The sequence below is a fragment of the Aeromonas sp. HMWF015 genome, assembly GCF_963878965.1.
Taxonomy (GTDB): domain Bacteria; phylum Pseudomonadota; class Gammaproteobacteria; order Enterobacterales; family Aeromonadaceae; genus Aeromonas; species Aeromonas veronii.
Genome location: NZ_CAWNZT010000172.1, coordinates 5,155 through 21,755, shown reverse-complemented (window position 1 = coordinate 21,755; position 16,601 = coordinate 5,155). Strand labels below are relative to the sequence as shown.

21 protein-coding genes are annotated in these 16,601 nt (G+C 58.2%); 8 read left to right on the top strand and 13 right to left on the bottom strand.

The genetic code is table 11. The annotated features are described in order from the left end of the window. The 5 genes from AACS18_RS08940 to AACS18_RS08920 form a co-directional block, all read left to right on the top strand. The coding region (locus AACS18_RS08940) for a peptidylprolyl isomerase (protein WP_181363250.1) at positions 1-364 on the top strand (364 nt) is incomplete at its 5' end. After that, on the top strand, positions 364-1,359 hold the full coding sequence (pdxA, locus tag AACS18_RS08935) for a 4-hydroxythreonine-4-phosphate dehydrogenase PdxA (RefSeq protein ID WP_108612199.1): 996 nt from the start codon (positions 364-366) through the stop codon (positions 1,357-1,359). The genes AACS18_RS08940 and pdxA, both read left to right, overlap by 1 nt. Further along, the gene (gene rsmA / locus AACS18_RS08930) at positions 1,349-2,161 is read left to right on the top strand and encodes a 16S rRNA (adenine(1518)-N(6)/adenine(1519)-N(6))-dimethyltransferase RsmA (RefSeq protein ID WP_005339016.1); all 813 of its coding nucleotides are present in this window, start codon (positions 1,349-1,351) and stop codon (positions 2,159-2,161) included. The genes pdxA and rsmA overlap by 11 nt, the downstream gene beginning before the upstream one ends. A gap of 4 nt (positions 2,162-2,165) precedes the next feature. Further along, on the top strand, positions 2,166-2,528 hold the full coding sequence (apaG, locus tag AACS18_RS08925) for a Co2+/Mg2+ efflux protein ApaG (protein WP_108612198.1): 363 nt from the start codon (positions 2,166-2,168) through the stop codon (positions 2,526-2,528). A gap of 6 nt (positions 2,529-2,534) precedes the next feature. Further along, positions 2,535-3,356, top strand: coding sequence for a symmetrical bis(5'-nucleosyl)-tetraphosphatase (locus tag AACS18_RS08920; protein ID WP_108612197.1), 822 nt, complete (start codon positions 2,535-2,537; stop codon positions 3,354-3,356). A gap of 119 nt (positions 3,357-3,475) precedes the next feature. Here AACS18_RS08920 and AACS18_RS08915 read toward each other — a convergent pair whose 3' ends face one another. The 3 genes from AACS18_RS08915 to AACS18_RS08905 form a co-directional block, all read right to left on the bottom strand. After that, the gene (locus AACS18_RS08915; protein ID WP_108612196.1) at positions 3,476-3,976 is read right to left on the bottom strand and encodes a 2TM domain-containing protein; all 501 of its coding nucleotides are present in this window, start codon (positions 3,974-3,976) and stop codon (positions 3,476-3,478) included. 123 nt (positions 3,977-4,099) lie between these two features. Continuing rightward, positions 4,100-4,546, bottom strand: coding sequence for a bleomycin resistance protein (locus AACS18_RS08910; RefSeq protein WP_181363249.1), 447 nt, complete (start codon positions 4,544-4,546; stop codon positions 4,100-4,102). Positions 4,547-4,549: 3 nt separating this feature from the next. Next, complete coding sequence (locus tag AACS18_RS08905; RefSeq protein ID WP_108612194.1) at positions 4,550-5,539, bottom strand: luciferase-like monooxygenase; 990 nt, start codon at positions 5,537-5,539, stop codon at positions 4,550-4,552. A gap of 305 nt (positions 5,540-5,844) precedes the next feature. Here AACS18_RS08905 and AACS18_RS08900 point away from each other — a divergent pair, with 305 nt between their 5' ends. Together AACS18_RS08900 and AACS18_RS08895 are read left to right on the top strand one after the other, a co-directional pair. Beyond that, positions 5,845-6,174: a hypothetical protein gene (locus AACS18_RS08900; protein ID WP_108612193.1), complete on the top strand. Its 330-nt coding sequence runs from the start codon at positions 5,845-5,847 to the stop codon at positions 6,172-6,174. A gap of 101 nt (positions 6,175-6,275) precedes the next feature. After that, complete coding sequence (locus tag AACS18_RS08895; RefSeq protein WP_108612192.1) at positions 6,276-6,617, top strand: hypothetical protein; 342 nt, start codon at positions 6,276-6,278, stop codon at positions 6,615-6,617. Positions 6,618-6,716: 99 nt separating this feature from the next. Here AACS18_RS08895 and AACS18_RS08890 read toward each other — a convergent pair whose 3' ends face one another. The 4 genes from AACS18_RS08890 to rplU form a co-directional block, all read right to left on the bottom strand. Beyond that, positions 6,717-8,087: a YjiH family protein gene (locus AACS18_RS08890; RefSeq protein ID WP_108612191.1), complete on the bottom strand. Its 1,371-nt coding sequence runs from the start codon at positions 8,085-8,087 to the stop codon at positions 6,717-6,719. 366 nt (positions 8,088-8,453) lie between these two features. Continuing rightward, positions 8,454-9,656, bottom strand: a complete 1,203-nt coding sequence (cgtA, locus tag AACS18_RS08885; RefSeq protein WP_005339026.1) for an Obg family GTPase CgtA — start codon at positions 9,654-9,656, stop codon at positions 8,454-8,456. A 200-nt stretch (positions 9,657-9,856) separates the two neighbouring features. Then, complete coding sequence (gene rpmA, locus AACS18_RS08880) at positions 9,857-10,114, bottom strand: 50S ribosomal protein L27 (protein ID WP_005339028.1); 258 nt, start codon at positions 10,112-10,114, stop codon at positions 9,857-9,859. 17 nt (positions 10,115-10,131) lie between these two features. Then, positions 10,132-10,443, bottom strand: coding sequence for a 50S ribosomal protein L21 (gene rplU, locus AACS18_RS08875; RefSeq protein WP_005304210.1), 312 nt, complete (start codon positions 10,441-10,443; stop codon positions 10,132-10,134). Positions 10,444-10,685: 242 nt separating this feature from the next. Here rplU and ispB point away from each other — a divergent pair, with 242 nt between their 5' ends. Continuing rightward, positions 10,686-11,657, top strand: a complete 972-nt coding sequence (ispB, locus tag AACS18_RS08870) for an octaprenyl diphosphate synthase (RefSeq protein ID WP_043822979.1) — start codon at positions 10,686-10,688, stop codon at positions 11,655-11,657. Positions 11,658-11,738: 81 nt separating this feature from the next. On the opposite strand, the gene AACS18_RS08865 is transcribed toward ispB, so the two are convergent. The 6 genes from AACS18_RS08865 to miaA all read right to left on the bottom strand — a co-directional run. After that, positions 11,739-11,927, bottom strand: coding sequence for a DUF2065 family protein (locus tag AACS18_RS08865; RefSeq protein WP_108612190.1), 189 nt, complete (start codon positions 11,925-11,927; stop codon positions 11,739-11,741). A 105-nt stretch (positions 11,928-12,032) separates the two neighbouring features. After that, a complete protein-coding gene (gene hflC / locus AACS18_RS08860; protein WP_005339038.1) occupies positions 12,033-12,917 on the bottom strand; it encodes a protease modulator HflC in 885 nt (294 codons plus the stop codon). A gap of 3 nt (positions 12,918-12,920) precedes the next feature. After that, entirely contained in the window at positions 12,921-14,072 is a 1,152-nt protein-coding gene (gene hflK, locus AACS18_RS08855; RefSeq protein WP_005341060.1) for an FtsH protease activity modulator HflK, read from the bottom strand. Positions 14,073-14,163: 91 nt separating this feature from the next. Continuing rightward, positions 14,164-15,450 carry a ribosome rescue GTPase HflX gene (gene hflX, locus AACS18_RS08850; protein WP_005339043.1) on the bottom strand — a complete coding sequence of 429 codons (1,287 nt, stop codon included), beginning with the start codon at positions 15,448-15,450 and terminating at the stop codon, positions 14,164-14,166. Positions 15,451-15,513: 63 nt separating this feature from the next. After that, on the bottom strand, positions 15,514-15,777 hold the full coding sequence (gene hfq, locus AACS18_RS08845) for an RNA chaperone Hfq (RefSeq protein WP_005339045.1): 264 nt from the start codon (positions 15,775-15,777) through the stop codon (positions 15,514-15,516). Between the two features lie 72 nt (positions 15,778-15,849). Further along, the coding region (gene miaA / locus AACS18_RS08840) for a tRNA (adenosine(37)-N6)-dimethylallyltransferase MiaA (RefSeq protein ID WP_258228687.1) at positions 15,850-16,601 on the bottom strand (752 nt) is incomplete at its 5' end.

The window sequence follows — 16,601 nt, the reverse complement described above, 5'->3', positions numbered from 1 at the left end:
TCTGCACGACATCAAGAGCGGCAAGGCAAGCTTCGCCAGCATGGCGGAGAAGTACTCCGAAGATCCGGGCTCTGCGGTGCAGGGTGGCGAACTGGGCTGGTCTGATCCCAACGTCTATGTCCCCGAGTTCCGTGACATGGTCAACCGTCTGCAACCGGGCCAGATCAGTGCCCCGTTCCGCACCAGCCACGGCTGGCACATCGTGCAGGTGGAAGATCGCCGCAGCCAGGATGCGACCGACAAGGCTCAGGAGCAGCGCGCCTACCAGCTGATCTACAACCGTCGCTTCGTGGAGGAGTCCCAGGCGTGGCTGGATGAGCTACGTGACGAGGCCTACATCCAGATCGAAGGAGCCGGTAGCTGATGAGCTGCCGTCGCCTTGCCGTTACCCCGGGCGAACCGGCCGGGATCGGCCCGGATCTGGTACTGCAGATTGCCCAGCAGGATTGGCCCCACCAGTTGGTGGTGATCGCCGATCCGGCGCTGCTGCGCGAGCGGGCAGCTCAGCTTGGGCTCAGCATCGAGCTTGAGCCCTATGATGCCGTCGCTCCTGCCCGCCCGCAGCGGGCGGGCACCCTGACCGTCTGTCCGGTCACCCTCGGCGCCTCTGTGGTGCCGGGCGAGCTGAACGAAGGCAATGGCGCCTATGTACTGGCTACCCTGCAGCGCGCCTGCGATGGCAACATGAGCGGCGAATTTGCCGCCGTGGTGACCGGGCCGGTGCACAAGGGGATCATCAACCAGGCCGGGGTCTCGTTCAGCGGCCACACCGAGTTCTTTGCCCAGCAATCCAACACCGCCGATGTGGTAATGATGCTGGCAACCGAGGGGCTGCGGGTCGCACTGGCGACCACCCATATTCCGCTGGCCTATGTGGCGATGGCCATCACCGAGGATCGCCTCGGCAAGGTGATCCGGATCCTCAACGAGGATCTCGCCACCAAGTTTGGCATCGCCAAACCCCGTATTTACGTCTGCGGCCTTAACCCCCACGCAGGGGAAGGTGGCCATCTCGGACGTGAAGAGATTGACGTGATCGAACCCGCCCTGGCTACCCTGCGCCAGGAAGGGATCGATCTGGTCGGCCCGTTGCCGGCCGACACCCTGTTCCAGGAGAAATACCTCAAGGATGCGGATGCGGTACTCGCCATGTACCACGACCAGGGGCTGCCAGTGCTCAAATACAAGGGCTTCGGCAGTTCGGTCAATATCACCCTGGGGCTTCCCTTCATCCGCACTTCGGTGGATCACGGCACCGCGCTGGATCTGGCAGGCAAGGGCCTGGCCGATCCGGGCAGCCTTGTCACCGCGATTAACCACGCCATCAAGATGGTAGAGAAAAAAAGATATGAGCAGTAAGGTGCACATGGGCCACACGGCCCGTAAGCGTTTCGGTCAGAACTTCTTGCACGACCGGTATGTGATCGATCAAATCGTCGCCGCCATCAACCCGCAGCCGGGTCAGAATCTGGTGGAGATCGGTCCGGGTCTGGCCGCGCTGACCGAGCCGGTTGCCGCCCAGATGGACAAGATGACCGTGGTCGAGCTTGACCGGGACCTGGCAGCTCGCCTGCGCGAGCACCCGACCCTCAAAGACAAGCTGACCGTCATCGAAGCGGATGCCATGCGTTTCGACTTCGGCACCCTGATGGGTGAAGGCAAGGGGCCGCTGCGCATCTTCGGCAACCTGCCCTACAACATCTCCACCCCGCTCATCTTCCACCTGTGCGAGTTTGCCGATCGGGTTGAAGACATGCACTTCATGCTGCAAAAGGAAGTGGTGTTGCGTCTGGCCGCAGGCCCGGGCAGCAAGGCTTATGGCCGTCTGAGCGTGATGACCCAGTACTACTGCCAGGTGGTGCCGGTGCTGGAAGTGGGCCCGGGCGCCTTCAAACCGGCGCCGAAAGTGGACTCTGCCGTAGTTCGCCTGATCCCGCACAAGAATCCGACCATAGTCGCAAAAGACATTCGTTGTCTGAATCGCGTCTGTACCGAGGGCTTTGGCCAGCGTCGCAAGACCATCCGCAACAGCTTCTCCAACTTCATCACCGACGCCCAGCTGACCGAGCTTGGTATCGATGGCAACCTGCGCCCGGAGAATCTCTCCCTCGAGCAGTTTGTCATGATCGCCAACTGGCTGGCGGATCAGCAACAGGCCTGATCCTGTGGCACTCCCGCACATCGAGATCCGCCCATACCCCATGTATGTGGCGGGCTCCAAAGACCCTTACCAGTTTCACTATCTGATTGAGATTGAGAATCTGGGGCCCGGACCGGTGCAACTGCTGCATCGGCGCTGGCTCATCACCGATGCCAATGGCAAGATGCTGGAAGTGGCAGGCCCGGGCGTGGTCGGGGAACAACCCGTCATTGCCGAAGGTGAGACCTACCGCTACCAGAGCGGCGTGCCGCTGGCGACCCCGCTTGGGGTGATGGAAGGGAGCTATACCCTGCAAGATGGCTCTGGTCAGCAGTTTGAGGCGCCCATCGCCCCCTTCACGCTGGCCATCCCCAATATTATCAACTGAGGTTTCATGGCGAACTGTTTTGTCGGTGACATCCAGGGCTGTTACGACGACTTGCGCCGTCTGCTGGATCTTGCCGCGTTCGATCCCGACCAAGACGTGCTCTGGCTCTGCGGCGATCTGGTCGCCCGCGGCCCGGACTCGCTCAACACATTGCGATTCGTCAAGGATCTGGGCAACCGTGCCGTCACCGTGCTCGGCAACCACGACCTGCACCTGCTGGCAGTCGCCGATGGCGTTGCACCGCTCAAGAAGAAAGACAAGCTGCAAAGCCTGATGGATGCCCCTGATCGGGATGAACTGCTGGAGTGGCTGCGCCACCGCCCGCTACTGGCCGAACATCCAGATCTGCCCATCATGATGGTGCATGCCGGTATCTCCCCGGCGTGGGATGCCCGCACCGCCCGCAACTGTGCCCGCGAGGTAGAGAGCCTGTTGCGCGGCGATCAGTACCAGTGGCTGCTGCACAACATGTATGGCGACCAACCCGATGGCTGGAAAGATGATCTGGTCGGGATCGACCGCTACCGCTACATCATCAACACCTTCACCCGGATGCGCTTCTGCTATTTCGACGGTCGTCTCGACTTCAAATGCAAGAAGGGGCCCAAGGAGTCGACCCCGGGGCTGCGTCCCTGGTTCGAACAGCGCGAACACCACGTAGATGACCCCATTCTGGTGTTCGGCCACTGGGCAGCCCTGATGGGCAACACCGGCAAGAGCGATATCAAGGCGCTCGATACCGGCTGCGTCTGGGGCAACAGCCTCACCCTGTGGCGCTATGAAGATGATGCGCTGATCACCACCCCCTGCCCGGTTCACGCCAGCTAGGGAGTGCGCAGCAATCTGGCGGTCGCTGCCGTATGGATTGCCACAACCCGCAGTAATAACAAAGCCCGGCAATCTGCCGGGCTTGCTGTTTTAGGCTCCCTGTTTTCCGGCGAATGAAGTTACAACTTGCGCCCCAACCGTTTCTCGATCTGGCGTCGCTCCCACTCGGGGCCAAACAGCTTGAAGGGCTGAAATACCCGAACAGCATGGGAGGCAAGCCCCAATCCCCACCCAAGCGCTGGCCACCAGGCCCAGATGTACTCCGGATTGCTCAGGTAGTTGATGACAAACAGCCCGCAGATCACCACCAGGTAGCTGGCGACATGGTGATAGAAGCCCTTGAGCTCCTCCACATAGCGCATTGCCGCCCGCTCCTCTGCCGATACCTGCACCGCATCCTGACCCATAGTGTCACTTCCTCTCATCTCGCGCTCCTGTTGCTCTGATCCATCCAGTTGAGCCACATCGAGTTCAAAGACGGCAGCCAGGGCCTTGAGAGATTCCAGTCCGGGTTGCTGCCCCTGCTCGATCCGCTGGATAGTGCGGACACTCAAACCTGTCAGCGTGGCCAACTGATCCTGGGACCAACCCCGTTGCAATCTCAACTTCCTGACGATCATCTCGAACTCCTTGTGGTAATTGACAGGGCCAGCATAGGGCTTACGCCGCGAAAGGTGACACGACAGATAGCCGACATACATCTGACAGTCCTTTAAAATCAGATGGTTAAGATTTTGATCTTGTCAGCCAGCCGCTCGTTCCCCCAGATATTGCACAAACCGTAACAGATAACCATCGGGATCCTGCAGCAAAAATTCGCGCTGCCCGGCCAGCATCTCGCCCACTGGATACCAGACCTCAGTGGGCTGCCGGAAAAGTGCAATCCCGGCGGCCTGCAATCGGTCGAGTAGCGGCTGGATCTCGGTCAGCTCCATCTGCAGATTGATCCCCCGACCGAACGGTGGCTCCAGCGCCCCGACCTGCCAACCCGCCGGATGTACCTGCTCCAGCATCAGTTGTACCTGTTGCTGTTCAAGATAAGCAAAAGGAGGGTCATCGCGCCGATAGCGGACCGAGAAGCCCAACAAACCGGTATAGAAAACCAGAGATCGAGCCAGATCGGTAACCGACAGCTCCGGTACCATGGGATTCCAATACACCTCATCCACCGCGACAGTAGGGTTCGTCATGGCTTACAGGCTCTGCATCAGCTCGGCGGCAATCTCGAAAGAACGCAGTCGAGCCTGATGATCGACGATGGGCCCATTGAACATCAGCTCATCAGCGCAGGTTTCCGCCAGCAGCGCCTTGAGGCCATGACGAACCTGCTCCGGGTTGCCCACTAGCGAGCGGGCCAAGGTCTGCTCCATCGCCATCAGCTCACGGGGCGCCCACTCGTCACCAAGCTGGACGACCGGCGCGGGCAGCTTGCCCGCATCACCGCGATGAAGGCGCAAGAACTGCTGCTGCACGGTAGTGAACTGGAAGCGGGCCTCACGCTCGCTGTCGGCGGCGATAATGTTGATGCAGACCACCGCATGGGGCTTGGGCCAGCGAGCGGAGGGGCGATACTGGCTGCGGTAGATCTCCAGCGCCTGCAGCAACATGGCGGGCGCGAAATGGGAAGCAAAACCGAATGGCAAGCCCATCGCCGCTGCAAGTTGCGCGCTGTAGAGGCTGGAGCCCAGCAGCCAGATGGGCAGATGCAGCCCCTGACCGGGCACCGCCTGCACCGCGCCAATCTCGTCGCCAAAGTAGCTCATCAGCTCACGCACATCGGCTGGGAAATCATCCACCTCACCGCTGCGCATACGTCGTAGCGCCCGCATGGTGCGCTGATCGGTCCCGGGGGCTCGGCCAAGGCCAAGGTCGATGCGGTCGGGATAGAGAGAAGCCAAAGTGCCAAACTGTTCGGCAATCACCAGCGGCGAGTGGTTCGGCAGCATGATGCCACCCGCGCCGATCCGCAGAGTGGTGGTGGCTTCGGCCAGATGGCCGATCAGCACCGAGGTGGCGGCACTGGCAATGCCCGGCATGTTGTGATGTTCGGCCAGCCAGTAGCGCTGGTAACCCCAACCCTCGGCATGGCGGGCAAGATCCCGTGAACAGCGAAACGACTCGGCAGGCACGGAACCTTCGGCAACAGGCACCAGATCGAGCACGGAATAGGGGATGGCAGACATGGGTCACTCCATTGATTTACACACCAGTAACAAGTGGGGCAATGTAGCACGGGATACCTGAATGAATCACTATCTCCTGCCACACTCTGCCTGCCAAGCGGCAGCAATCGAACGGAACAAATCTCAGGCAAGTATTGTTTGAACGCTCATCCTGCTGGCCGCGCAAGCCCGGGGGTGGATCATATTTTCTTACATTTGCGGGCTGGCCTGAGCGCCCCGGGCTGGTTATAACGGTGCCCCTATAGCGAAGGGGGAGCAACAGACTCCCCCTCACTCTTTGTCACACCACACTGTTCAGGTTATCTATGTCAAAACATCTCGTTCTGCTGGGCGCACTGACGCTGTCCGGCTGCGCCCTGTTGTCTCCCCCCGCCCCCACCGTCACCCCGGTGCACCTTGCCGATACCAGCCAGCTCGGCTTCTACATCGAGTGCAGCAGCGTGAAAGCCTGCTTCCAACAGGCCAACCAGACCTGCCCGCAAGGTTACAAGGAGACCGACCGCCGCCAGCAGACGCTCTACAGCACCCAGTATCTGGGGGGAAGCTATGACGACGAAAAGAAGGTCTACAAGGCAGCCAAGCCCTATCGCATCGCCAACACAGTCCACTCCCTAACCATCCAGTGTCCGATCTGAGCATAACGTCACGCTAACCCATACGGCGGCCGGCGCGGGATACCAAGGGTCCGGCCGGCACGCGACCACCCTTTTCTTGTCCCACAGAGCACGCGCCTTTTATGTCACAGAGAATTGTCCTGCTGGGCAGTATATTGCTGTCCGGTTGCGCCCCCGCCACTGTCACTGAGCTCACCTCCGCAGATTCCTCGCTGCAACGATTCCAGATCGAGTGCAGTGCGCCGGATGATTGCCAGCAACAGGCAAGCTTGAGCTGTCCGCAGGGCTATCAGGAAACCGATCGCAGCCAGCATACCTTCACCAACGTTCAGATGAGCATGGGGGGCACCGACCCGATGAGGGGATTTAGCCCGAGCGTCCCCCAGATCAGCACCTTCACCATCCATACCCTTCTGGTGCAGTGTCCCCGCAAGCCAGCACAACTCCATCCGCAGGGACACTGATGAGCAAGGGCCCGCGTCATCCATCAAGCCCGGAGAAAAGAGGAAAAGCCATAAAAAAACGGTCAACCGAGGTTGACCGTTTTTCACTGCGTTGCGTCCTTAGAACAGCAGGTGTGCCACCCCGGCGATGACCGGCAAGGTAACCAGAGTGCGCAGCAGGAAGATAACGAACAACTCCCACAGCTTGACCGGGATCTTGCTGCCCAGCAGCAGGGCGCCCACTTCGGACATATAGATCAGCTGGGTTACCGACATGGCGGCAATCACGAAGCGGGTCATGTCGCTCTCGATGGTCGAGGCCAGCACCGCCGGAATAAACATGTCGGCAAAACCGACCATGATGGTCTTGGACGCCGCTTCCGCCTCCGGTAGTTGCAGCAGCTCCAGCAAGGGGACGAACGGGGCGCCAAACCAGTTGAAGATAGGGGTATGTTCGGCCAGCATCAGGGCACAGGTACCGATCGCCATCACCACCGGCAGCACGCCAAACACCATATCCAGTGCATTCTTCACCCCTTCGCGCGCGACGGCGCCGAGATCAGTCATGCTGTCAGCCTTGGTCAGCGCACGCTCGAAACCATAGCTCATCACGCTGTGCTGGTGCGGCACTGCTTCCTGCTTGCGGCACAGGGGGGTGCCATCGGCATAGATGTCCTTCTTCCAGCAGAGCGGTGGCAGACGCGGCACCACGATGGCGGCAACCACCCCCGCCAGACAGACGGTCAGGTAGAAGGGGACGAACATGTGCTCCAGCTTCACTTGGGAGATCACCACCAGACAGAAGGTGATGGAGACCGCAGAGAAAGTGGTGCCAATCACCGCGGCTTCACGCTGGGTATAGAACTTCCCTTCGTACTGCTTGCTGGTCAGCAGGATGCCGACGCTGCCATCACCAAGCCAGGAGGCAAAGCAGTCCACAGCCGAACGACCCGGCAACCGGAAGACAGGACGCATGATGCGGGTCATCATGGTGCCGACAAATTCCAGCAACCCAAAATCGAGCAACAACGGCAGCAGCAGGCCGGCAAAGATGAAGACTGAAAACAGCACCGGCAGCAGATCGTTGAGCACCAGTCCACCGGTTGCGCCAGAGTAAAGCACCTCTGGCCCCACCTGGAAGAAGGTCAGCAGCACGAAGATACCGCCCAATACCCGCACGCAGGCCCAGAAAGGGGAGACATTGAACAAACTGTTGAGGAAAGGACGACGCACCAGAATCGCTGGTTTGAACAGCCAGGCAATCACCGTCATCAGCATGGTGGTGGTGATCACCGCACTGACCATGGCGACCAGATAATCGGCAAAAACGAGCTGTACCAGCTTGGCCAGCACGGCCACCGGGATGGTGACGTTACCGTCATAGACGACCGGCGTCATGAACAGCAGGATCCCGATAAGTGACGGAACCAGAAACATCAACAAATTACGGCGAGTATTGACCGCAGGTGCTTCGAGACTCTTTTCCAACATGATATGACTGCCCTAATGTTACTTTTCCCTAGCACGGCCAACCTGCGTATTCATGCATTAACCGGCAAAACGGGCGCAAGAATACTCTAAAAAAATGCACAAACAAGCCCTTAAGGCAGAAATCTGCGCATAAATATTTCCACAGGCAAACCTTCCATCAAAACAATAAGATACAGCGGCGCATATCGATTCAATCGACATCGACAGATGATTGTTTCGTTATTGTTAATTTTGGTGGGCAGTATAATCGGTTATCAGTGGCAGGCAATAAGTGACATCACAAATATACCTAATGAGTTGCTGCTCGATAGACATAAAAAAACCGGAGCCTGTTCAGGCTCCGGTTTTCAATGAGAGTGACGGGGATCAGTCACGGACGTAGATGACTTCAACGCCATCATCTTCGTCATCATCCCAATCGTCATCATCAAGCCCTTCATCGAAGGCAAGAGAGGCAGCCAGTGCTTCCGCTTCAGCCTTGGCCAGCTGGTTCTTGTGGTAGTCGTCCCACTTAAACTCCACCTTCTCGATGGCGTCTTTGGCATCTTCCGCCAGCTGACGGGGCATAGTATCCAGCAGATCCAGAATGTCGTAGCAGACCTTCTTGGTGCCTTCCTTGCTGATGGCAGTGATGGCATAGACCGGACCTTCGTGGTTCAGGGCCGCCTTGACGCGATCCATCACCTCCTGGGCTTCTTCTTCCAGGATCAGGTCCATCTTGTTAAACACCAACCAGCGCGGCTTGCCAGCCAGTTCCGGGCTGTACTTCTCCAGCTCCTTGACGATGGTCACGGCATTTTCAGCAGGATCGGAGCCATCAACCGGGCAGATATCCACCAGGTGGATCAGCACGCGGCAACGCTCGAGGTGTTTCAGGAAGCGGATACCCAGACCTGCGCCTTCGGCAGCACCTTCGATCAAACCCGGGATATCGGCGATCACGAAGGAGCGGGAGTTCTCGCCACGCACCACACCCAGATTCGGTACCAAGGTAGTGAAGGGGTAATCAGCCACTTTCGGGCGAGCCGCAGAAACGGCGCGAATAAAGGTAGACTTGCCTGCGTTGGGCAGACCCAGCATGCCGACATCGGCCAGCAGCAGCAGCTCCAGCTTCAGGGTACGCACTTCACCCGGAGTACCGTTACTCTTCTGACGGGGAGCACGATTGACGGAGCTCTTGAAGCGGGTGTTGCCCAGACCGTGGAAACCACCTTTGGCAACCAGCAGCTTCTGCTCGTGGTGGGTCAGATCCCCCAGCAGTTCACCGGTATCTTCATCGGTCGCTCGAGTACCGACCGGCACACGCAGGATCTTGTCCTTGCCGCGGCGACCGGTACAGTTGGCGCTCTGGCCATTCTCACCACGCTCGGCAGCATGGAAACGCTCGAAACGGTAGTCGATCAGGGTATTGAGGTTTTCGTCGGCGATCAGATATACGTCGCCACCGTCACCGCCGTCACCGCCGTCCGGACCACCGTTGGGAATATATTTTTCACGGCGAAAGCTTACACAACCGTTACCACCGTCACCGGCATCGACTCGAATCTGGACTTCATCAACAAACTTCATAGGTAACCGTCACCTTAATTCGAAAAACCGATACGCAATTATAGTGGTACAGACCCCTGCGGGCGATACGCATCTTGCCAATCATGCCCGTCAGAGCCAAAGTCAGCTGCGTTCCGTTTTTTCGTCAACGACATCAGAAAGACGTCAGAAAAACAAAAGCCCCGCCTGTTGGCGGGGCTTCGGATCCTTGCGGTCCGTAATTACTCAGCAACGATGCTAACGTACTTACGATTCAGCGGACCTTTAACTTCGAACAGGATTTTACCAGTCGCGGTAGCGAACAGGGTGTGATCCTTGCCCAGACCAACGTTGGTGCCAGCGTGGAACTTGGTACCACGTTGACGAACGATGATGCTGCCAGCCAGAACTGTTTCGCCGCCGAAACGCTTCACGCCCAGGCGTTTAGCTTCAGAATCGCGACCGTTGCGGGATGAACCGCCAGCTTTTTTGTGTGCCATTTATCGGACTCCTCTAATTAAGCGCTGATGCCAGTGATTTTGACTTCAGTGAACCACTGACGGTGGCCCGCTTGCTTACGATGGTGCTTACGACGACGGAACTTGACGATAGTCACTTTCTCGCCACGGCCGTGAGCCACAACTTCAGCTACAACCTTGCCACCTTCAACGAAAGGAGCACCTACTTTAAAAGTGTCGCCTGCAGCAACCATCAGAACTTCGTTGAAGTCGATGGTAGCGCCAGTCTCAACGTTCAGCTTTTCCAGACGAACGATTTGACCTTCGGCCACACGGTGTTGTTTTCCGCCGCTTTGGAATACCGCGTACATTTGATTAACTCCGTAAAGGCATGTCTTTTGCTCAAGGCTAGACATGCGCAAAAACCTATAACAATGGGCGGGCATTCTACGCAAATCGATCTGCTCAGGCAAGGCCAATTTAGCAAAAAGTTTATTTTGTGCGCATATCTGCCGCCGTGGATAAACGCCTAACTGTAACCCATTGTGAAATCGTGTAGAATCCCTGCCATTACTAAAATCGCAGTTATTGCTGCTGTCACGTTACGAGACTTATGGACCAACAGACTATCCGTGCGCTCTGTGCCGCCGACATGACGGCGGTCAATGAACTGATCCTGGCCCGACTCCAGTCCGACGTTAGTCTGATTAATCAGCTGGGTTTCTACATTGTCAGCGCCGGCGGGAAACGGATGCGCCCCATGCTGACCGTGATGGCTGCGCGTGCGCTGGGCTATGAGGGTGAGGATCACCTGAAACTGGCCGCCATCATCGAATTCATTCACACCTCTACCCTGCTGCATGACGACGTGGTCGACGAATCCGACCTGCGCCGCGGCCGGGAGACCGCCAACGCCATGTTTGGCAATGCCGCCAGCGTGCTGGTCGGTGACTACCTCTATAGCCGCTCCTTCCAGATGATGGCCGAACTCTCCAACCTGCGGGTGATGGAGATCCTATCGGATGCCACCAACACCATAGCCGAAGGGGAAGTGTTGCAGCTGATGAACTGCAACGACCCGGATACCACCGAAGAGAGCTACATGACGGTCATCTACTGCAAGACCGCCAAGCTGTTCGAGGCCGCCACTCGCCTTGCCGCCGTGCTGACCCATCAGCCCGAGCCCGTCGAGCAGGCCATGACCGATTACGGCAAGTATCTGGGCACCGCGTTCCAGATCATCGATGACGTGATGGACTACTGCTCCCAGAGCGAAGAGATGGGCAAGAACGTCGGCGACGATCTGGCCGAAGGCAAACCGACCCTGCCGCTGCTGCGCGCCATGGCAGTGGGTACGCCGGAAGAGCGCCAGCTGGTGCGCGATGCCATCGAGCACCGCAACGGCATGGAGCATCTTGAGCAGATCCTCGGCATTCTCGACCGCACTGGCGCGCTGGAGTACTCCCGCATGCGTGCCCGTGAAGAGGCTGACAAGGCCATTGCCGCCCTCGCCATTCTGCCGGACTCCCCGCACAAGCACGCGCTGGAAACACTGGCCCACATGGCCGTGCAGCGCAGTGCCTGAGTAAACGACATGCATGAAAAAAGAGGCCTTCGGCCTCTTTTTTATTGTCTGCTATCTGCTGGACAGTGCATTGCGCCAGACTCAGCGACTCAGCATCCCGAGGATCACGCTACCCGCAACCACTAGCGAGCCGCCGATACGGCGCAACTGCTCCGGTGGCTGATCGCTAAGCAGCCGTAACATCTGCTGCCATGCCCTGGGCATCAACAGCGGGCCAAGCCCCTCGAACAACAGCAGCAATCCCAACCCCATCAGCATGGATGTCAGCATCCGACCTCCTTCAATGCAACCAGCCCCCTGGGTCGACGGCTGGCATTGGCACCAAAAACAAAAGGGTCTGACAATGCAGACCCTTTGAATGTGACCTCGTGGCGATTACTGCTTGGTGCCGTGAGGAGACTTGAGGTAACGGAAGAACTCGCTGTCCGGCTTGAGCACCATCAGGTCGTTGCCACCGGCAAAGCTCTTGCGATAGGCCTCCATGCTACGCACGAAGCTGAAAAACTCGGGGTCTTTCTTGTAGCTGTCGGCATAGATCTTGGCGGCTTCCGCATCCCCTTCACCACGCAGTTGGCGAGCGTTACTCTCAGCGTCGGCGATCATGACGGTCACCTTGCGGTCGATATCGGCACGCAGGATTTCAGCCTTCTCGCGACCCTGAGAGCGGTGCTCACGGGCGACTGCGGTACGTTCGGCACGCATCCGCTGGTAAATGGAGTTGGAGACTTCCACCGGCAGGTTGATCTGCTTGATCCGCACATCCACCACCTTGATGCCGAGCTCGGAGGAGCGCGCCATCTTCTTCAGGGCATCTTCCATCACGGTACTGCGCTCACCGGAGACGATGTCCTTGATGGTGCGGTTACCGATCTCGGAACGCAGACCGTTATTGATCTTGCGTTTGAGCAGATCTTCCGCCTGCAGCTTGTTGCCACCACCGGTTGCCAGGTAGTACTTGGAGAAGTCCTCGATCTTCCACTTCACGTAGGAGTCGATGATCAGGTCTTTCTTCTCGGAGGTGACAAAACGGTCGGCCTGGCTGTCAATGGTCTGGATGCGGGCATCCATCTTGCGAACCTGGTCGATGAGCGGCACCTTGAAGTGCAGGCCCGGCTCATAGAGGCGGGGTTCACCGGAGTCAACCCGCTTCACCTTGCCAAACTGCACCACAATCCCCTTCTGACCTTCATCAACGATAAAGACAGAAGAGAAGCAGACCATGGCCGCGACAGCGATTGCACCAATAGCTAGCTTTTTCATCTATCAGTTTCTCCCTGAGCTGAAGCGGTCACCGCTACGCAGCGGCATTGTCGGGGTAGAGTTGGCCCCCTCGTTGGAAACGGGGACCTGCTCTGTGACCGGGGCGGCAGTGGCACGATCAGACTGGGTTACCTTCGGCTTGCCAGACAGCTTGTCGAGCGGCAGGTAGATCATGCTGTTGTTGCCAGCCGGCATGTCGACCACCACCTTGTTGGCCTGCTGATAGAGCTCTTCCATGGTTTCCAGATAGATACGCTCACGGGTCAGCTCAGGAGCAGCCAGATACTGGGGCAGCAGCTCGTTGAAGCGAGCAACTTCACCCTGGGCTTTCAACACGATCTGGGATTTGTAAGCTTCCGCTTCCTGCTCCAGACGCTTCACCTGACCACGAGCCTTGGGCTCCACTTCACGGGCATAGGCTTCTGCTTCACGAATGAAACGCTGTTCATCTTCCTGAGCGGAGATGGCGTCATCAAACGCGTCTTTCACCTCTTCCGGCGGACGCGCCGGCAGGAAGTTGACGTCAACGATCTGCAGACCCATCTGGTAAGGCTCGATGATGCCATCGATCACCTGCCAGGTCTCCTGACGCACCTTCTCACGACCGGTAGTCAGGACGTCATCCATCCGGGTATGACCCACCACGTAGCGCAGGGCGCTATCGGTAGCCTGACCCAGACTCTCGTCGGCATTGGTCACGCTGAACAGATACTGCTCGGGATTGACCACACGGTACTGCACGTCCATCTCGACCCGTACCACGTTCTCATCCTGAGTCAGCATGAAACCGGAGGCAGGCAGAGAGCGCACGGACTCGACGTCCACCGGGATCACCTGATCGATAAAGGTCGGCTTCCAGCGCAGGCCCGGCTCGACAATATGGGAAAACTTGCCAAACCGCAGCACGGCACCACGCTCCGCTTCGCGAATGGTGTAGAAGCCGCTGACGACCCACACCACCACAGCCACAACCAGCGCGATGGAGATACCAAAGCGACCTACATCGCCGCCAGATTTGCCGCCACCAAACAAGCCACCGAAACGGCGACTCACTTTGCGCAGCATTTCATCCAGATCAGGGGGTCCCTGATTCTTGCCGTTATTCCCCCAAGGGTCACGGTCTTTGCCGTTGTTACCAGGCTCATTCCAAGCCATCAGCGTCTCCATTAATACATGCGGATGGATATCATCTCTATCGGGCAGTCATACGTTGAGAAGCCCCTAAGGGTTCATCTTCATCAACGAATCAATGCCTGATAAAGCGTTGTAAACTCTCACCTTCCTGTTTCACGAGGCGGTTCCAGTCGGCCACTTGCAAGCGGACTTCCAGCACGAAATCACCCTCCTCGCTAAAACCTTCCTGCTCAATCCCTTTCAGCTGATAGAGCGCACTGCGCAATCTCGCGGCAGAAGGAGGCAACTGCAGGGTGTGATGCACCATGGAGCCAGCCAGCAATTCAGTCAGCGCCGTAAACAGATGCTCACAACCTTCACCAGTCTGGGCCGACAACCAGACGCGCAACGGGCGCCCCTCGTCATCTCGCTCCAGACCTGCCGGACGATCCGCCAGCTTGTCGATCTTGTTGCAGATCATCAGCTGGGGCCTGTCATCGGCTTCGATCTCGGCCAACACCTGCTGCACGGAGTCGATATTCTCCTGCATCTGCTCATCGGCACAGTCCACCACATGCAGCAGCAGATCCGCTTCACGGGTCTCCTGCAGGGTCGCCTTGAAGGCCGCGACCAGATCATGGGGCAAGTGTCGAATAAATCCAACTGTATCCGCCAAAATCACATCACCCACATCCCGGATCACCAGTTTACGCAGGGTGGGATCCAGAGTTGCGAACAATTGGTCGGCAGCATACACGCTGGCAGCTGTAAGTTGGTTGAACAAAGTGGACTTTCCGGCGTTGGTATAACCAACCAGTGACACCGTCGGCACTTCGTTGCGGTTGCGGGCGCGGCGTCCCTGCTCCCGCTGCTTGGCCACCTTGTCGAGCCGACGCAAAATCGCCTTGATGCGTTCCCGCAGCAGACGTCGGTCAGTTTCAAGCTGGGTTTCACCCGGGCCACGCAGACCGATCCCGCCCTTTTGACGCTCAAGGTGGGTCCAGCCTCGCACCAGACGAGTGGAAAGATGGCGCAACTGGGCCAGTTCGACCTGCAGTTTACCTTCGTGGGTTCGGGCGCGCTGGGCGAAGATATCGAGGATCAGGCCGGTTCGATCCACCACCCGGCACTGGAACAGACGCTCCAGGTTGCGCTCCTGGGCAGGGGTCAGGGCATGGTTGAAGATGACGACGTCAGCATCCAGCATCTGGACTTGGGACGCGATCTCTTCAGCCTTGCCACTGCCGACAAAAAATTTGGCACTGGGCGCACTGCGACTGGTGGTAATTACCCCCAGCGCATTGACTCCGGCCGAGCTCACCAACATCTTGAGCTCTTCCAGATCCTCCCGCTCACCCTCATCACTGAAGTTGACATGCACCAGAACGGCCTGTTCGCCAGCTTCATAACGGTCAAACAAGCGCTTGCTCCTTAACAGGAATCATGATGAATCTGAGTTGGCGAGTCGACTCGCCCAGGGATATCACGCCTCGGCATCACCCTGTTCATCAGCCGCGCCACCCGGAGTGGGCTGGTGATGATTGACGGCACGGGCCGGTACGACAGTCGAGATGGCGTGCTTGTAAACCATCTGGCTCACGGTGTTTTTCAGCAGGATAACAAACTGGTCAAAAGACTCGATCTGACCTTGCAGTTTGATGCCGTTCACCAAATAGATAGAAACAGGAATCCGCTCACGGCGCAGCGCATTCAAAAACGGGTCTTGGAGAGATTGCCCCTTAGCCATTTTTCTTTTCCTTATAGTTTGTTGTTTTTAAACACCGAATATCAATATAACAACCTGATTATACAGGGAGTGTCAAGCCGCACCAGCGCGAGCAAGCACGCGGTCGAGATTGCCAGACTCACCAGATTCCAACCAGGTCACGTCGGGCCAGCCGCGCAACCAGGTCATCTGTCGTTTTGCCAATTGGCGTGTGGCAACAATGCCACGATAACGCATCTCATCATACCCCACTTCACCGCACAGGTAGTCCCACATTTGGCGATAACCCACACAGCGAATGGAGGGGAGATCCGGGGTCAGATCGCCGCGCGCCATCAGCGCACGAACCTCCTGTTCAAAGCCACCTTGCAGCATCTTGTCAAAGCGCTGTTCGATACGCTGATGCAGCACGGCGCGATCGCTCGGGGCGATGGCAAACTGCTGCACCCGATAGGGCAAGCCCTCCCCCTGCACCTGCGTCAGCTCGGTAAGGGTCTTGCCGCTGATACGGTAGACCTCCAGCGCCCGGGAGAGTCGCTGCGGGTCATTGGGGTGGATCCGCGCACCGGCCACCGGGTCGATGCGCACCAGCTCATCGTGCAGCGCCTGCCAACCGAGGCGGGCAGCCTCTTCCTCAATCCCGGCTCGAATGGCGGGATCGGCGGAAGGCAGCGGGGACAATCCCTCCAGCAGCGCCTTGAAATAGAGCATGGTGCCGCCCACCAGCAGAGGAATGCGGCCACGGTCGGCGATCTCTTTCATCTCCCGCAGGGCATCCTTGCAAAAATCGGCTGCCGAATAGCTCATGGCAGGGTCAAGAATGTCGATCAGCCGGTGCGGGGCAC

Excerpts from the sequence above, each read along its gene's own strand:
- hfq (WP_005339045.1), bottom strand. The coding sequence starts at position 15,777 with ATGGCTAAGGGGCAATCTCTCCAAGACCCGTTTTTGAATGCGCTGCGC.
- AACS18_RS08900 (WP_108612193.1), top strand. The coding sequence starts at position 5,845 with ATGTCAAAACATCTCGTTCTGCTGGGCGCACTGACGCTGTCCGGCTGC.
- AACS18_RS08865 (WP_108612190.1), bottom strand. The coding sequence starts at position 11,927 with ATGCTGACATCCATGCTGATGGGGTTGGGATTGCTGCTGTTGTTCGAG.
- rsmA (WP_005339016.1), top strand. The coding sequence starts at position 1,349 with ATGAGCAGTAAGGTGCACATGGGCCACACGGCCCGTAAGCGTTTCGGT.
- AACS18_RS08905 (WP_108612194.1), bottom strand. The coding sequence starts at position 5,539 with ATGTCTGCCATCCCCTATTCCGTGCTCGATCTGGTGCCTGTTGCCGAA.
- rpmA (WP_005339028.1), bottom strand. The coding sequence starts at position 10,114 with ATGGCACACAAAAAAGCTGGCGGTTCATCCCGCAACGGTCGCGATTCT.
- ispB (WP_043822979.1), top strand. The coding sequence starts at position 10,686 with ATGGACCAACAGACTATCCGTGCGCTCTGTGCCGCCGACATGACGGCG.
- rplU (WP_005304210.1), bottom strand. The coding sequence starts at position 10,443 with ATGTACGCGGTATTCCAAAGCGGCGGAAAACAACACCGTGTGGCCGAA.
- AACS18_RS08890 (WP_108612191.1), bottom strand. The coding sequence starts at position 8,087 with ATGTTGGAAAAGAGTCTCGAAGCACCTGCGGTCAATACTCGCCGTAAT.
- pdxA (WP_108612199.1), top strand. The coding sequence starts at position 364 with ATGAGCTGCCGTCGCCTTGCCGTTACCCCGGGCGAACCGGCCGGGATC.
- AACS18_RS08910 (WP_181363249.1), bottom strand. The coding sequence starts at position 4,546 with ATGACGAACCCTACTGTCGCGGTGGATGAGGTGTATTGGAATCCCATG.
- hflC (WP_005339038.1), bottom strand. The coding sequence starts at position 12,917 with ATGAAAAAGCTAGCTATTGGTGCAATCGCTGTCGCGGCCATGGTCTGC.
- hflK (WP_005341060.1), bottom strand. The coding sequence starts at position 14,072 with ATGGCTTGGAATGAGCCTGGTAACAACGGCAAAGACCGTGACCCTTGG.
- AACS18_RS08920 (WP_108612197.1), top strand. The coding sequence starts at position 2,535 with ATGGCGAACTGTTTTGTCGGTGACATCCAGGGCTGTTACGACGACTTG.
- AACS18_RS08915 (WP_108612196.1), bottom strand. The coding sequence starts at position 3,976 with ATGATCGTCAGGAAGTTGAGATTGCAACGGGGTTGGTCCCAGGATCAG.
- AACS18_RS08895 (WP_108612192.1), top strand. The coding sequence starts at position 6,276 with ATGTCACAGAGAATTGTCCTGCTGGGCAGTATATTGCTGTCCGGTTGC.
- cgtA (WP_005339026.1), bottom strand. The coding sequence starts at position 9,656 with ATGAAGTTTGTTGATGAAGTCCAGATTCGAGTCGATGCCGGTGACGGT.